Origin of the sequence: Ktedonobacter robiniae (assembly GCF_016587375.1) — a bacterium.
Classification (GTDB): Bacteria; Chloroflexota; Ktedonobacteria; order Ktedonobacterales; family Ktedonobacteraceae; genus Ktedonobacter; species Ktedonobacter robiniae.
In genome coordinates this window covers 1,343,354-1,359,065 of record NZ_BNJG01000002.1, presented here as the reverse complement: position 1 = coordinate 1,359,065, position 15,712 = coordinate 1,343,354, and the positions used below count along the sequence as shown (strand labels likewise).

The window sequence follows — 15,712 nt, the reverse complement described above, 5'->3', positions numbered from 1 at the left end:
TTAGCGGTGTCATGCCACCATTACTCTGTAGAGGGATAGGTTGTTTGAAGTGCCTCTTCAATTGATCCTGTGCTCTGGTAAGCTTGAATGAGTGTGTGGGCGGGCGTCTTCTTCTCGCGCAGGAGGGCGTAGAGGGGGCGCAGGTAGGTGTGATCGGAATCATCACATAGCGCCTTGCTCGCGGCCTCAAGGATGTTCCATGCTCCCTCTTCAATGCGCGCATCCACGAAGCCTTTGCGGGACGACGCCTGGTGTAGAGCCGTATCTGGCACTAGCAGTCGTTCTGGCAGGGTCTCATCCAGTAGCAGGCCCTTGAGGAGTGCCAGCAGAGCGGCGTAGAGTGCGAAATCGTCACAGCTATCACAGGCTTTGAACTCGATACGTCCCACCTCGGCTGGGAGGCGCGCGGGCTTGGTCAGCGAGGGCGAGCTTGCAATCAAGTCCTCAGAGCGTTCAAGAAAAACCATGGTGGCGGGCCGGATACCCGTACGAATGAAGGTGCGCACCGAAAGCCCTTCCCAGGCCTTTCCCTCGTAAAAGGGTGAGCTTGCGCTAAAAGGCACAATAAAGGGACTATAATAGGTCAGCTTCTTCCCCGCGTCAATGATCTCGGCGTTACTCATCCCCTGTAATGACAGGTTGAGGTCAGGACCATAGGTCACCATGGGGAGAAAGGCCGTGCGCTTCTCAGGCGAGAGCACGCGGCGCTGTTGCTCGTAGGCATTCAGAGGTGGATTGGGAGTGAAGGCGCGCTGATAGGGATGATAACTCACAAGCACCGGGGTAAAGCCCTCCATGTGCGCGGCCTGCCTCAGAAGGTCAAAGCTCTCCGTCAATTCCTGCACCGCGTCCCCGATGGATGAATGGATGGTTGTACGTATCTCGATGCCCTTGGGGGGACAGGCGGTGACCCTTCCCTCCAGGCTATAGCGCTCGAAGCCCTCGATATACCAGCGCTTGACCTTGATACCAGCATCCCCGATACGTAGCTGCGGATAATCCGCTTCATAACGTGGTAACTGCGCTACAATCCGATCAAACTCTTCAAAGGTGGTATTGGAATAATCGGCGAAAACTCCTTGCCGGTTGAGGAAGGCGACCTCATGCTCGATGCCAAATGCAAACATCTCTGCTCCTCAGGCTGAAGCTAGCATTACAAGATTTGCTTCTACAAGAACATCGACGGCTGGCAAAAGAAGCCACTGGCCTGGCTTCAGATGGGGTAATAGAATACGGCTTACTTGTTACATTTGGAAATAAGTATTATTGTGTATTATGCTCAAAAATAAACTTATCGGTAAAATAGTACAAGGCATAGAGCAATCAGTCAAGGGCATCGATCTCTCTGGGTGCAATTCACGTTTTTTTGCATCCCATAGGCGCCACATGTATGACTTTGCTGGCAAATTTTGTCAAGCTGCCCGAACAGGCTTGTGAGAACGCCCGTCTCTCAAGCCGCTGGATACCTTTCCACGCTCAGAACTTGTCCGGACAAAATTTGCCAGCAAAGTCATACATATGGCGCCTATGTTATTCCCCCGTTGGCGGCTCTAGTGGGGTTTTCACACTTACAGGTGTGCCGAAATTTGGTGTTCCGTCCGCGTTCCAGGTAAATTGTTGCGTGCGTGTCTCGCGTCCATCATAGGTGAAATCGGCGGTGGTTTTGGCATGATAGACCATCCAGGACTGGTTACCATCTGGCGAGGTCGTAAAGTGTGCTCTACCAGGGCCAAAGACGCCATTATCGCTACTATACTGGAAAACTGGTCCCTTCTTCTCCCAGGATTTTGCCTCTAAGGGATCCCCACCTTTATAGATCATAAGCCCCAGGCAATAGTTGTAGTTACCCGTGTCGCTACCCGAGTAGACAATAAAGGTCTTGCCATCGTGATAGAGGGCCTCGGGCCCCTCGGCGACTGGATAGTGCGAGTATGCCTGGTCTCCTTGCTCCCAGGGGTGGTCTGGATCGATGACTAAGCGAGGCTCACCACTCACCGTCAGGGCATCGCTCATAGGCGCGAGATAAACGGCGTTTGAGCCTTTTTCAAGCACGTACATAAGGTAGAGTTTATTGTCTAGCTCTAGCAAGGAGGAGTCGATAGCGGTGGTGTCATCGGTCCCTGCCAGTTGTCCCTTGTATGTGTATGGTCCAAGTGGATCACTGCCCTCGCTCTGTAAGACATAAATACGATGGGCCTCGTTTTTGTCCTGCATGGCTGCCGTAAAGTAGACAAACCAGTGCTTGCTTCCATGGTAGTCCAGCAGGAACATAGAGGGGGACCAGACCTGGAAAGCTGGCTCGCCCTGCTGCGGCGTCCAGATTGTCTGCGAGGTCTTGCCCACATCCTCCAGGCGCGGCGCGTGCCATATCTCAAGCGAGGTCCCGGTTCGTGTGCCAGTGAGATAATAGCTGCCTGCGTGTCTGACAATAAAAGGGTCAGCGATTGGCGCTATTGGATTGCGCAGAGATACATCTGATTTTAGCATAGATGAATCGGACGACGTGCAACCCACTACCAGCAACCAGAGCGAGAGCAGTGTAGCTGCCCAGGGGAGAAGCTTACTTCGTGTAGAGGTCATGCCGTCTCTTTTCCTTTCGTAATGATCAATAACTATGTCAGGCTATATTAGCCTCTTGCGCCTGAGCAACATCCAGGAAGGCATAAGCACGCACACGATCCTGCTCATCTAGCAGCTGTAGATGCAGCGTTCCACGCTTAGCATTCAGAGACATTGTCGTGTGCAGAACAAATGTTTCCGTTATGGTAAAGGGTTCAATACGCAAAGCCTGGCTCTGCTTCTGTTCTGAAGCCTCTCCCCACCACCAGGTGAGCTGGCCAGATAGCGCCTGCGCGCCCTGGTGCGAGAATTGTATCCCAAACTCCAGTTCACCGCCATCGGCAATGTAGTCCAGTCCGGGACGCTGAGGCAGGAAATCAAAGATAAAGGTGGTTTCTGCGTTTACCCACGCGGGGTCGCAACCGAGGGGCTTGAGGTGCCTGTCGGCATCGTAGAGACCACAGAGTTCATACTCTACGTCGTAGAGTTCGGTATAGATGTATCCGCTTATCGCGGCGTGGCGGCGCAACTCCTGCGTTTGCCAGCGGAAATACCAGCCTCGCTCCTCCGCGTTTCTTCCCGCTCCATACTCACCATTCAGTAGCGGCAGGCCATTGTGATCCTGGTCCGCTACGCTGAGCTGGGTCTCGTACCAGTGATCAACGCCTAGCTGATGGCCGAACCAGGTCGTGTTGTCGCCTGCCAGGGCCGCCGTGATATCGCGCCAGCGCTGGTTGTCTTCGTCATAGTAGTGCCAGTCCAGGACATCGGTTTTCACGTGATTCCAGCCTGAATCATCGATAATGGGACGGCTGTGGTCGCAAGCGGCCAGCAGATCATAGGCGCGAATGACGGCCTCTTGTTTCTCGTGATCCTCGGCGCTCCGCCAGTCCAGACCCCATTCTTCGTTATAAATACCCCAGAGAATAATGCTGGGATGATTGTAGTCGCGCTCAACCATGAGGGGGAGCTGAGTGTCAAAGGTTGCCGAGGCCTCCTCCGAGAAGCGCCCATAGCAGGGAGGCTCGGCCCAGACCAGCAAGCCCAGGCGGTCCGCCCAGTAGAGCCAGAGGGGATCTTCCAACTTGATGTGCTTACGAATGAGGTTAAAGCCAGCGTTTAACGCGATCTCAATATCCTGGCGTAAGGCCTGGTCGCTCGGTGCGGTATAGCCGCCCTCAGGCCAGTATCCCTGGTCGAGGGCGCCCCGCAGGTAGAGGCGCTCGCCATTGAGAAAGAGGTATTTTCCTTGTATCTCAATTTTGCGTAGCCCAGTATAGGCTCGTACCCGGTCGCGTCCTGCGGGACTCTCAAGCCGGAAAGTGACGTAATAGAGGAAGGGATCCGCTGGTGTCCAGAGCCTTGGTTGCGTAATTGGCAAATTGAGGGTTTGCGAGGCATTCCCTTCAACAGGAATACACTCTTCCTCCCTGTCCTCAAGCTGTACATACAGTAGGGTTTGTGCTGGCAATGCGCCATCTAGTTCAATATGGGCTTGAATGCTATCGAGCGAAGCGGATGCTGAGAGCTGAACGCGCTTAATATAGGTCGCGGGGCGCCCCTCCAGCCAGACCGTCTGCCAGATGCCGCTGCTGGCGGTAAACTGGCACTCATAGTAGTCATCATGGGGTTGGCTGCGCTGTTTGCCGTGAGGAATGGCCCGTTTATCCAGGGGGGCCTCAACGCGTACTATAAGCTCACCCTGACCATCCTGGAGCGCGTCGGTGATATCAAAGGCGAAGGGTGTGTAGCCTCCCGTATGCTCGCCAACGAACTGCCCATTCACCCATGCCCGGCAGTGATAGTGGACGGCCCCAAAGTGCAAGATGGTACGCTCGCCTTCCCATGCCTGGGAACGAGCGATATGGTGATGATACCAGCCAAGCGAGAGCCATTCGCGTTCCACGCCGGAGGCTTTGCTCTCCCAGGCGAATGGGACCTGGATCTGTTGGAGCCATTGCGCCGCTCCTGGCTGCTCCCAATGCGCTTTATCTCCCTCTCCCTCGGGATCGGGCCGGAATTTCCAGCCTCCATTGAGGCACAGCCAACTATGCGAACGATCAAAATCTGGGCGTGGATAAGCCTCACGCCTGCTATTAGTAACCATAGTGTTTTGTAACCTTTACCAAAAGAAAGTAAGTATCTAGCCTTTCACGCTGCCCGCCAGGATACCGCTGATAAACTGGCGCTGGAGCGCAATAAACAATACCAGTACAGGCACAGTTGCTATTGTGCTCGCGGCCATAATCATGCCCCAGGCGTCGTGTCCTGTTGTTCCAGGACTAGTGTTATTGATCTGGGTCGCCAGGTTTGAGAGCATAACCTGCAAGGTCTGCATGGTATCCGATTGGGTAATAATTACCGGCCAGACAAAGTCATTGTAGATGCCTAGGAAGGTCATGATTGCCAGAGCCGCGAGCGCGGGCCGCATCAAGGGAACCACAATCCGCCAGTACATACCAAAAGGTGTGCATCCATCGACTTTGGCTGCTTCCAGCAATTCATCTGGAATTTCCGCGATCTGTTGCCGCATCCAGAAGATCGCGAAGGCATTCACGAGGCCTGGGGCAATCAGGCCCTGATAGCTATCCACCCAGTTCAAGGCCCCCATTTCAAGTAAGAGCGGCAGAATCATGGCGATGACGGGGAGCATCATTGTGGAGAGCACAAAGTTAAAGAAAAAGCGTTTGCCGCGAAACTCAAACTTGGCAAAGGCAAAGCCTGCCAGGGGGCAGAGCAGCAAGGTTGCTCCACCCTGAATAAACAGGACGATTAGTGTATTCTGAAAGCCCACCCATATTGGCACAGCCGATAACAGAGCCATGTAATTGTTGAAGGATAGTGTATGAATATCCAGCCCCAGGGGAGTCGCGGCTATTTCGTTGCCCGGCTTCAAAGATGAGATAAACATCCATGCCAGGGGGAAGATCGTTATCAGGGCCGCGAGGCACAAAACAAGATAGGCTAGAATGCTACTTACGCGGAAGGTCCCACGCCGCCTGGAGGCTGAATCTGTCCTCGCTAGCGAAATGTTTGATGCAAGTGTTGCCATAGCGTTTACCTCTCATCTCCAGCACGTAAAAAGCGCAGCATTACCAGGGACAATATCACTAGAATTATCATCAGCAGGAACGAGTTCGCGGCGCCCGTGCCAAAATCTGAGTTAGTTATGTAGGAGTTTAGAAAGAAGCCTGCCGTGGTAGTCGAGTTATACGGTCCGCCATTCGTCAATATTTTTGGCTCGGCAAACATCTGCACTACGCCCAGGGTACTGAACACCACCAGGAACCCGACTGTGCGGCGTAAGAGGGGCAGCGTAATCGTAAAGAACTGGTGGATGGGGCCTGCCCCGTCAATCGCGGCGGCCTCATAATATTCGGCGGGGATAGCCTGAATGGCAGCCAGCATCGACAAAACCGCGAAGGCGCTTCCACACCACAGCACTAGCATAGCCAGGGTCGGTTTTGACCACATGCTGGTAGTTAGCCAACCAATGGTGGGCAGGTGCAGCCATACGAGCAAGGTATTGATTGCGCCGAAGTCCTGGTCAAAGAGCACCAGCCAGACCTGGACAATAGCCACCAGGGGGACCACGTAGGAGAGTAGCATCGAGGTACGAAAGAAACCACGGAAGCGCAATTTTGGCAGCGAGAGCAAGGCCGCGACCACGACCGCGCTCAACACACGCACCGGGATGATGAGCAGCCACAGGAGCGCGGAGTTAGCCAGCGAACCCCAGAAGTCACTATCTGTGAGCAGAAACAGGTAATTTGCCAGGCCAATAAAGCGCGGGTCCGCGTCCCCATGCCAGTGGGTAAAGCTGAGGACAAACGCGTAGAGCAACGGGAACAACGAGAACGCGAAAAAGAAGATGAAGAACGGCGCGATAAACAGATATGGTGAGAAGCTACCCCCTAGCCAATGGCGAATGCGCTGAATAGGTGCGCGTGAAGGCACAGATTCGGGGATAACTGTACGTGGCGGGGGCGTGACGACAGCCATAGCAACAACTCCTCTCTGAGGATGGAGAGAGAGCATAACGCTATGCACCCTCCCCTGACAAGTAATACACGCGGAATATGTCGGAACTACTGGCGGTCAACCAGCTTTGTCTGAATATCGGACGAAGACTTTTGGAGCACCTGTTGCGGGGTCATCTGTCCATCCAGCATACGCTGCACATTTGTGCCGAAGTAGGGTACCGCCTGGTTATACCAGGGAGCAATGTAGAAGTTTCCAGGGATATCTTTGACAGTTCCGGTGGCGACCTGCCAGAGATTCTGCCCACCCAGGCCATCCGAATTCTTATACAACTGCGTCTGTAAGGCAGGCAGGTATGATGGCAGCGAGGTATTGATGCCACCAGGATATATTTTGTTTGGCCCGTAAACCGCTGAGTAGCCTTCTTTACTGAAGACCAGGTGTTCGTAGAATAGCCATGCCAGGTGCGGATTCTTGGCCTTCTTCGGAATAATGAAGGAGCTACCACCCATGACCGCTCCGCGTGCGCCACCCTTCGTCCAGGCTGGCAGAGGCATCGCGCGCCACTTGCCTTTACTCTTCTTGAAGAGGAGGTCCGCGCCATATACCGCCCAGACCGCCCAGGGATAAAAGGCTACCTGGTCGGCATCGATCGCGGCAAGATCGCCTGGGCTAAAATACGCAGCCCGTGTGCCGAGATTCTCCGTATGCACGCGATTGAGGAAGTTCATGATATTGAGGTAGGCCTGAGAGTTGAGCTGCAACTTGCCGCTCGCGTCTACCATGCTGGCACCCTGTTGATTGGCAAACATCTCGACCCAGAGCTGAGTAAGTCCCGGATCCTGCTCCAGATGGATAGGTTTGCATTTAGGCCCGAACTTATCCTGTACCTTGTGCGCGGCCTCCAGCAGATCATCATAGGTCTGGATAGAATCCGGGCTGATACCCGCTGTCTGCAGCATGTCCTCTCGATAATACAACAGGCCTGGATCGAGATCCCAGGGAATGCCCACCACGCGATCATTATGCGTATTCACACGTAGTTTGAACGGCACGATATCTTTTGTATAGGGTTGGATCCAATCCGTGATGTCGTAGTAGTGCGAGGCCAACACGGGTAAATTGGTATCCTCATAGAACGAACCATCAGGCACATTCACCCCGGTATTCAGGGTTGTGGGCAACTTGGAATCGACATCGACCGATACGTGCTTGACTTTGATCTTGGGATACTTCTTGTTGAAGGTAGCGATGGTGGCGTCAAAGACCTGGAACAGATCGCCAGAGCGATCCCAGATAGTGATTGTGCCTTCGGTTGCAGTCGCGCTGCCAGTCGCGGTCCCACTGGCAGAGGGTGAATTACAGGCAGCCAGGCCGAAGCTTCCAGCGGCAGCCAGGGCTCCCATAGTCGCTGAGGTTTTGAGAAATGAGCGGCGAGAAATAGCTTGCATATCTGAGAGAGGGGCATCAGGGGTCAGAGAATCAAACTGCCTTGACATCCGTGTACTTTCCTTTCCTCTTCAAAAGAAGACCTGGAAAACGTTATGCAACGACGCATAAACTAACAACCATGTGTGTAGCAGGGACAATAAAGCATACAACAGCATCTGTAGTCATCATGACGACGGCGACAACGAAAGCTGCCATGCATAAAATAGAGTATGCTCGGAATTGGCAACCGGTAAATCCCTTTAGTTCTGCCAGTTCAACGTTGAACGAAGTATAACATACAAAATTTTTCCCTGTCAAGGAGGAAAGGGTGTGATTTATGGGCAGGGTCTGTGACGGGAGCGAATGCTCCCGTCACAGACCCTGCCCATAAATCACACCTTACTCTGAGTTATACGTTGACACTGTTGAGAAAAGCGGGTACTATCTCCAATAGCCGGACTATAAAAATAGTAAAATGATTATTTTAAAGGATTTCTCTCTTCGCAATGACGGTACATTTAAAGGATATCGCGGCCTATACTGGTGTCTCGATTAAGACGGTCTCGAATGTCGTCAATGGTAATTTTGAACATGTTGGACCAGAGACACGAGTGCTCGTGCTTGAAGCGATTAAAAAACTGAATTATAAGCCCAACGTGGCCGCGCGGCGCCTGCGCAACGCCCAGGTAAGTGTTCTGGCCTATGCTTTCCCAGATCTCTCCAACCCATATTTCGCGGACGTGGCGCGCGCGATAACTGTGACCGCGTCCGAAATGAATTACACTGTCCTGCTTGACTACACATTTGCCCAGCGCGATAAAGAACTGGCGATCCTTACCGGGATGAGTCCTCACATGCTTGACGGCGTCATTCTAGACTCGCACACGCTGGACGTAGAGAGTATCGCCCAGAATCAGTCTCAAGGCCCCATTGTATTGCTAGGTGAGAGATTATTTGGCGCGCCCTTCGACCACGTGCTTATTGACAATACGGAGGCCGCGTATGTTGCTACCGGGCATCTCATTGATCTAGGCAAGCGCCGCATCGCGGCAATCGGTGTCCAGCAGGCCCTTAACGAGGCGCCATCCCTGCGCTTACAGGGCTACAAAAAGGCGCTGGAAGAAGCCAGTATCCCCCTGGATACCTCTCTCCTGGTTACGGGAGGTTCCTGGCATCGCGCCGATGGCGCCCAGGCCATGCGCGACCTGCTCAACCGGGAGCGAGCCAGTCTACCCGATGCCGTGTTCTGCTTTAATGACCTTATGGCCCTGGGCGCGATGTCTGCTATTCACGAGGCTGGTTACCGCATCCCCGAAGATATCGCGGTCATTGGCATTGACGACATAGAAGATGGGCGCTATGCGACGCCCGCCCTCAGCACTATCGAACCAGATAAGCAGGAGATAGCCCGCCTCGCCGTGACCCTGCTCATCGAGAGAATCAAGGGCCAGCGCACCCAACCACCAGAATCCATTATGGTCCCCTTCCGCCTCCAGGCGCGCGCCAGTACGCTGGGGAGATAAGATAAGAGTGTGTAACGGCGGCCTGGCACAGCCAGACCGCCGTTACACACTCTTACTCATTTTTTGTGCTCTAGCAAGCAGCGCTAATGCTGCAAGTACTTGGCTACATTCTTTTGATGGTCCGCGTAAGTCGTGGCGCAGACCAGGTCGCCATTGGCGGGATTGGTGAGGAAGAAGTAGCAATCGGTCTTGGCGGGCGAAGCCGCGGCCTGGAGTGCGGCAAGGTTGGGGCTGCTGATAGGTGTGGGTGTCCATCCCTTGTGCCAATAGGTGTTGAAGGGATTATCTTGTTCCACCGTCTTGCCTGAGCCGTAGTCATTGAGGTCCCTCCAATACTTCCCATTGGCCGGTGGATGGTCGGTATCGTAGGCGTATTCCACGGTCGGGTCAGAGCTTAGGAGGCCGACTGTCTCATCATTGCTTGTATTCTTATCCAGATTCCAGTAGATACCGGCGATGGTTGGCATCTGTTTCGCGTTACTGGCCTCGCGTTGCACAATCGAGGCCAGAATAATCATCTCATATTCGCTCAACTGGTGCTGTTGCGCCTGGGCTACCAGGTTATTGTCCTTCTCAACCTTAATAAATTGATCCAGTATCATATCAATCATCTGCACCGTGTTATAGGTCACGGGCACGGTATATGTCTCTGGGAAAAGCAGGCCCTCCATGCTGGAGAGGTTATTCAAAATAGGATATTTTGCCTTGTCCGGGAACTTGTCGGGATGCTTGGTATAATTGAGAAAATCATCCTTGCTAAAATGTGGCAGTCCTATCGCCGCGGCACTATTGGCTATTTGCTCCAGGCGATAGCCATCCTGGATCAGGAAGCGCTTGCCGTCGGGTTGTCCATTCAGCAGTTTGGTGATAATCTGATCCGTGTTCATGCCGGGTGTGAGGGTATACGCGCCAGCCTGTAGCTTGACATCCAGGCCCTTGATCCGTGCCAGGAGGCGAAAGGCCAGGGCATTGCGTACCAGTCCCCGCGCCTGCAACTCATCGGCGATCTGCTGCGTGCTCTCGCCATCATTGATCACCAGAGAAATTTTGTCAGTCTTTGTGACGTCCGGCGGTGTGAGGAGCGTGTTAAGGGCCGACCAGCTTTCCCAAAGCGCCCCGAACATGATCAAGGTCACTAAAAATACGGCAATAAGAGGGCCATACCCGCGCTTTTTCATAAAATACAATCCTCATTTGTGGTTTATCTACATTCATGTTTTTGAATATAAATCATATTTAACACAACTGTTGTTAATACACAAGGGGATAAGAAGAAAGAGCGCCCCCATCCTGTACAGGATGGGGGCGCTCTTTCTTCTTTTATTCTCTATTCGTCGAGGCGCTCGCGGCGCTCCTCGCGGTCGAGGGTGCGGTCAACCTTCTGCTCGGCGTTGCCAGCGGTGGAACGAAGTGTGCCACCCGCCTCCTTGGCTTTGCCCTTGGCTTCCATCTCAGTGTTGCCAGTGGCCTCGCCGACCTTGCTCTGAATCTTGCCCGCGGTCTTGCCAAGCTTGCCTTTCAAGGTATCTTCTTTCCCCTTGGTACCAAGATCTTTATCCTTCTCTTCCATGGTGAAATTACTCCTTTTCAAGACTATCGTACACCGACCAGCGAGAAAGTCCTCGGTCGGGCTAGAACGTACAAGTAGCAAAAGCACTTACCAAAAGTGCTTACAAAGTACTTACTATATATACTAAACACTCCTTAGCCTACCAAAAGGTTACACATCAATTCCTCATCCTGGCAGCATTACTTATCCACGCATCCGCTCTTAAAAGTCATCCGTGTCAGTAAATAGTAGGGATGTGTGGTGAGCGCCGCAGGCATGAGAATTAAAAAAGGCAGGATGTGTTATGGCCTATAGAGCAGTTCGCATTCAACAAGATCCGTTGAACTTCTTTCTTGATGAGCGTAATGGCGGGCCCTTTCTTCGCGTCTCTGATGTTATTCTGCGCGAGAATAAGAATCCACGCGAGATCTTTGCCCACCTGATTCGGATGGCGACGGCCAGCAAGTGGAGTCACTCTTCTATCGTGTATCTCGTCCGTGAGCCTGACATGGGCTATCACAATACCTTTTTGATCGAGGCCAAAACTAAGGGGGTGCATATCGCGAGCTGGCGCAACGAGGTCGTGCCATACGACGAGTTCACCGTCAGTATCAAGCGTCCCAACCTGGATTGGTATATGGAGAACCCTTTGGAGCGGGCGTGGCACGCTTCCCACAGCCCAGAAGATACTCATGGTATCGAGTATCTACGCCATGTGCGTGGCATCGCCTTCGACCAGATCAATGGTCTCTACGATAAGACAACCGTCTATGAGCTGAGCGCGCTCTACGCCGCCCGCGCCGCCCGCCGCCATCTCTCAGTCCTACCACAGGCCGCCGATGCCGCGCAGAAGGTCGCTGATTTCTTCAAGCATGAGGACGAGGACGAGACCTCTCGGACATCTGTGTTACGCTTTATCTGTAGCGGCCTGGTGCAATATAGCTTCTTCGAGGCCCTGCGCCTGCGTATCGCGCGCGATATAGACATTCCCGCGCACCGCGAGGCCGCTGAGCACAATCTGCGCAATCTGCATAGAGTGATCTTCCGCGAGGATCCCGAGGGCATTGTTGCAGATTATATCCATAAAGTCCAATCTGGGCAGCTTGATATTCACCAGACCGCGCCAGGAGATGTGCTGGACCTGTTAAAGACCGCCACTCCCGCTGATTTCAATAATAGCCCCAACCTGGATTGGCGCTTCGTGACCCTTAAAGGGGTGATCTGGAAGATTGAGCCTGCCACCGATGACTATCTTTCCACCAATAAGGATGAGCAGGAGGTTCTGGACATGCTTAGCCCTGAGCACTTCTCCTCCTAGAGGTTGAAGGGGAAGGCCGCGCTCGGCGACATTTCCCTTCAGCCAGGAAGAGACACCACTCCGCTCACGGGTCGTCAGCGCGATCAGTTTCTTTCTGCTTCTGATTCATCACCATCGTTTGTGAGAGGTCGAACGTACGTGGCCACTAGTACGTGGCCACTAGGAAGAACGACTTCTTATCCTCCGCCAATCAGAGTATCGGCGCTGTTCCTCGGAATGCGCGTCGGTATGCCTGCGGGCTGATGCCAACGAGGTGCTTGAATTGGTCTCGGAAGGTGGTTGACGAGCCGAATCCGACGTGACTGGCGATCCACTCAACTGAGTGACCAGTAGTTTCCAGCAAGCATTGCGCCTTGCGCAACCGAGCGCGATTCAGCCATTGTAACGGGGTCGTGCCGGTCTGCTCACGGAAGCGCCGGCTGAGGGTTCGGGTACTTATCATGGCCTGGGCCGCGATGTCTTCAAGCTTGAGTTCCTGGTGTGCGTGCTCTTCCATCCACCGCAGCACCGGTTCAAGCGTCGCCCCATCTGGGGGAGGTGGCTCATGTACGATGAACTGTGCCTGTCCGCCGTCGCGCTCCAAAGGCATAACTGAAACCCTGGCGGCGTCGGCTGCCACAGCAGAACCATAATCTCGACGGATCATGTGCAGGCACAGATCAAGTCCTGCGGCTGCCCCGGCGGAGGTTAGGAACTGTCCGTTGTCGACGAAGAGGACATTGGCATCGACCTCCACTTTGGGATACCGTCGTGCTAACTCGCTCGCTGCGATCCAGTGGGTAGTTGCACGCAGACCATCCAGCAGTCCGGTAGCAGCCAGGATAAATGCTCCGCTGCAGATCGATGCGATCCGTATGCCACGTGCTGCCGCGTTGCGCAAAGCGACTAACACCTCATTGGGAATGGGTGTCGTCATGTCAGCCAGGCCGGGCAGGATAATCGTGTCTGCCTCGGTTAGCCTCTCAAGACCCCAGGGAGCGCGCAGCGTAAACGTGCCTGCATCGATCTCATTGGCGGGAGCGCAGATTCGTACCCGATAAGCAGCCTGCCCGTCTGGCAAAGAGGTGCGCCCGAACACCTCAATCGGAGTAGACAGATCGAATGCCACTACTCCGTCCAGGGCAAGAATTGCGACTGTATGCATGGCCCTACTATATCATCTTCCCTTCTTTCCTGCCAATCGCGAAGGATGCCTCCCCATCGGCTCGCACAGTCTGGCGAGAATCCGTTGATACCTGTCGATCTCGCCACTTTTCGGCGAGATAAGCCTGTCCTATAGTAGAGAAGACGACAGCCAGCCGTCATTGTTTGCGACGTTTATGAAAGGATCCCTTATGATATATGTACAAATCGTGCTATTTGACGGTTTTGATCCACTTGATGTCATCGCCCCGTATGAGGTACTGGGGGCGGGAGGTGTCGTAGCTGGTGGAGCACTGACAGTAGAACTGGTGTCGGCGGAAGGACCGCGCGAGGTTGTGAGCGGATCAGGCGGTCTCGCCCTGCGTGCTACGGGTACCCTCAACCCGGACAACGCCGATCTCATCATCATGCCAGGAGCAGCGGGACGGATTAGCGAACCCGAGAATGGGAGCAAGATCGACACTATTCCAGTTCTGCTAGCGCGAACGATGGAGACAAACCTCTCGGCCTTGATGAGAAAAGCCCTGGACAATCCCAAGGTCACTGTCGCGACAGTCTGTGGTGGTTCCCTTGCGCTGGCGATGGCAGGGCTCCTTGAGGACCGCCACGCGGTAACGCATCACATGGGTATGGATGCCCTCGGGGCCACTGGGGCCATCGCGGTTCATGCCCGCGTGGTCGATGATGGCGATCTGGTCACTGCTGGTGGGGTCACTTCTGGCCTGGACCTTGGGCTGTATCTGCTCGAACGTGAGCTTGGTCCTCGTATCGCTCGTGCAGTGGAGGAGCTTGTCGAGTACGAGCGACGTGGAACCACCTGGCACAACAGAGGACTCGAAGCAATTGCCATGTAGAGCGATCTCCCCGATCTCTCCAGGTAGCGCCCGCCTTACTCAACAGGTTTGGGCAATGAATGAGAGGATATCACATGTCTCTTACAGGTAGCTGGAATATCAATATAGCAACGCCGATTGGCACGCAATCCGCCACACTTGAGCTCACCGAGAACGAGGGGGTCGTCGAAGGGATGGCGAAAGGCGACGCAGAAACCACGCCACTGATCACCCCGGCCCTCAATGGTAATCGTCTCACCTGGAAGCAGTCAATTACCAAACCGATGCGTTTGAACCTCACGTTCGACGTGACCATCGACGGCGACACCCTCACTGGCACGTCAAAGGCCGGAATGCTGCCCTCTTCCAAAGTCACTGGCATGCGAGTCATTGAAAGTGGACAGCAAATATGACCTCGATACAGCAAACCAAGCATATCCGTCGCCGCTTACGCATCGTGCGCGTATTTGCACTGATCGATCTTGTGCTCCTGCTCGCGCTTGTGTCTGCGGCGCTTACTGGGCAGCGCGAGATGGTCCAGATTCTTGGACCCCTGCATGGCATCAATTTCCTGCTCTTGCTTGTCATCGTGGGAGTGGGAGCGATCGATGGCGTCTGGGAATGGTGGTTTCCCGTAGCGGTCTTGCTGACCGCAGGACCGCCAGGAGCATTAGTTGGTGAATGGATCATAAATCGACGCGTGAGAACACAGAAGGCTCTGATCCACGATGCTGTCTCAGACAAGACAGCCGTAGTAGCGGCTGAAAGGGAGACCAGCACGTCTAGTGTACCTTTCCCATCAACAAAAGTGCATGTGCGGGATGAACGAAAGGAGCCGGTATGACAACAATCGTCTCATGGCTGATACGTTACGGACATGTCTTAGGCGCGGCAATATGGGTGGGCGGCTACGCACTCCTGGCCTTTTTCATCATACCGCTTCTAGGAAAAGAGCCGAACGAGACACTCAAACGGCTGGCTCTGACGACCACACGAGTTCTTACCTATACAGGAACACTCACAATGGGCTTTGGTCTCATTCTCATCACGAGAACGCGTGGCTTTGCCAATCTCTTTGGAAGTGCATGGGGAAGCCTGATCATCGCGGGCTTTGTGATCGCGATTATACTTCTCGGTATCGGCGATGGCGCGTTACGTCCTGCGATCCGATCGATTAACAAAACGGAAAATGTCCCGGCCCGCCGCTGGGCTCTTGCAGGATTTATCTTGACCGTACTGGCTGTCGGAGTGATGACTGGCGCGACGTTTGTCGGGTAAGAGAGAGGAAGAAGGTAGCAGTGAACGACCTGGCTGCTGCCGCCTTCACCTTACCTTTGTCGCTGGAGTGCAAAAAGGGAAGGTTCGATGGCTATGA

At 54.0% G+C, this 15,712-nt stretch carries 15 protein-coding genes; 6 read left to right on the top strand and 9 right to left on the bottom strand.

Annotated features, from left to right (window positions below; all coding sequences use genetic code 11):
- Positions 1–20 precede the first annotated feature (20 nt).
- From JMJ04_RS26600 to JMJ04_RS26575, 6 genes are all read right to left on the bottom strand, one after another.
- Positions 21–1,127, bottom strand: coding sequence for a glutamate-cysteine ligase family protein (locus tag JMJ04_RS26600; protein WP_201373445.1), 1,107 nt, complete (start codon positions 1,125–1,127; stop codon positions 21–23).
- Between the two features lie 403 nt (positions 1,128–1,530).
- Positions 1,531–2,580, bottom strand: coding sequence for a glycoside hydrolase family 43 protein (locus JMJ04_RS26595; protein ID WP_201373444.1), 1,050 nt, complete (start codon positions 2,578–2,580; stop codon positions 1,531–1,533).
- Positions 2,581–2,617: 37 nt separating this feature from the next.
- Positions 2,618–4,666, bottom strand: a complete 2,049-nt coding sequence (locus JMJ04_RS26590; RefSeq protein WP_201373443.1) for a glycoside hydrolase family 2 protein — start codon at positions 4,664–4,666, stop codon at positions 2,618–2,620.
- 36 nt (positions 4,667–4,702) lie between these two features.
- The gene (locus JMJ04_RS26585) at positions 4,703–5,611 is read right to left on the bottom strand and encodes a carbohydrate ABC transporter permease (RefSeq protein ID WP_201373442.1); all 909 of its coding nucleotides are present in this window, start codon (positions 5,609–5,611) and stop codon (positions 4,703–4,705) included.
- Between the two features lie 5 nt (positions 5,612–5,616).
- Positions 5,617–6,561 carry a carbohydrate ABC transporter permease gene (locus tag JMJ04_RS26580; RefSeq protein WP_201373441.1) on the bottom strand — a complete coding sequence of 315 codons (945 nt, stop codon included), beginning with the start codon at positions 6,559–6,561 and terminating at the stop codon, positions 5,617–5,619.
- An 86-nt stretch (positions 6,562–6,647) separates the two neighbouring features.
- Complete coding sequence (locus tag JMJ04_RS26575; RefSeq protein ID WP_201373440.1) at positions 6,648–8,039, bottom strand: substrate-binding domain-containing protein; 1,392 nt, start codon at positions 8,037–8,039, stop codon at positions 6,648–6,650.
- Positions 8,040–8,477: 438 nt separating this feature from the next.
- Here JMJ04_RS26575 and JMJ04_RS26570 point away from each other — a divergent pair, with 438 nt between their 5' ends.
- Positions 8,478–9,494: a LacI family DNA-binding transcriptional regulator gene (locus tag JMJ04_RS26570; RefSeq protein ID WP_201373439.1), complete on the top strand. Its 1,017-nt coding sequence runs from the start codon at positions 8,478–8,480 to the stop codon at positions 9,492–9,494.
- Between the two features lie 83 nt (positions 9,495–9,577).
- Here JMJ04_RS26570 and mltG read toward each other — a convergent pair whose 3' ends face one another.
- Positions 9,578–10,672, bottom strand: a complete 1,095-nt coding sequence (gene mltG, locus JMJ04_RS26565) for an endolytic transglycosylase MltG (protein WP_201373438.1) — start codon at positions 10,670–10,672, stop codon at positions 9,578–9,580.
- A gap of 149 nt (positions 10,673–10,821) precedes the next feature.
- Positions 10,822–11,064, bottom strand: coding sequence for a CsbD family protein (locus tag JMJ04_RS26560; RefSeq protein WP_201373437.1), 243 nt, complete (start codon positions 11,062–11,064; stop codon positions 10,822–10,824).
- 283 nt (positions 11,065–11,347) lie between these two features.
- Between JMJ04_RS26560 and JMJ04_RS26555 the strand changes: the two genes are divergently transcribed.
- Complete coding sequence (locus tag JMJ04_RS26555; RefSeq protein WP_201373436.1) at positions 11,348–12,361, top strand: hypothetical protein; 1,014 nt, start codon at positions 11,348–11,350, stop codon at positions 12,359–12,361.
- Positions 12,362–12,551: 190 nt separating this feature from the next.
- Here the strand turns inward: JMJ04_RS26555 and JMJ04_RS26550 are convergent, their stop codons facing one another.
- Positions 12,552–13,505: a GlxA family transcriptional regulator gene (locus tag JMJ04_RS26550; protein WP_201373435.1), complete on the bottom strand. Its 954-nt coding sequence runs from the start codon at positions 13,503–13,505 to the stop codon at positions 12,552–12,554.
- A 193-nt stretch (positions 13,506–13,698) separates the two neighbouring features.
- Here JMJ04_RS26550 and JMJ04_RS26545 point away from each other — a divergent pair, with 193 nt between their 5' ends.
- From JMJ04_RS26545 to JMJ04_RS26530, 4 genes are all read left to right on the top strand, one after another.
- Entirely contained in the window at positions 13,699–14,358 is a 660-nt protein-coding gene (locus JMJ04_RS26545) for a DJ-1/PfpI family protein (RefSeq protein WP_420799527.1), read from the top strand.
- Between the two features lie 74 nt (positions 14,359–14,432).
- Positions 14,433–14,750 (top strand): hypothetical protein, encoded by a 318-nt coding sequence (locus JMJ04_RS26540; protein WP_201373433.1) that lies wholly within the window; start codon positions 14,433–14,435, stop codon positions 14,748–14,750.
- A complete protein-coding gene (locus tag JMJ04_RS26535; protein WP_201373432.1) occupies positions 14,747–15,181 on the top strand; it encodes a DUF3817 domain-containing protein in 435 nt (144 codons plus the stop codon). The genes JMJ04_RS26540 and JMJ04_RS26535 overlap by 4 nt, the downstream gene beginning before the upstream one ends.
- Positions 15,178–15,615 (top strand): hypothetical protein, encoded by a 438-nt coding sequence (locus JMJ04_RS26530; RefSeq protein WP_201373431.1) that lies wholly within the window; start codon positions 15,178–15,180, stop codon positions 15,613–15,615. Before JMJ04_RS26535 ends, JMJ04_RS26530 begins: the two co-directional genes overlap by 4 nt.
- Positions 15,616–15,712 lie beyond the last annotated feature (97 nt).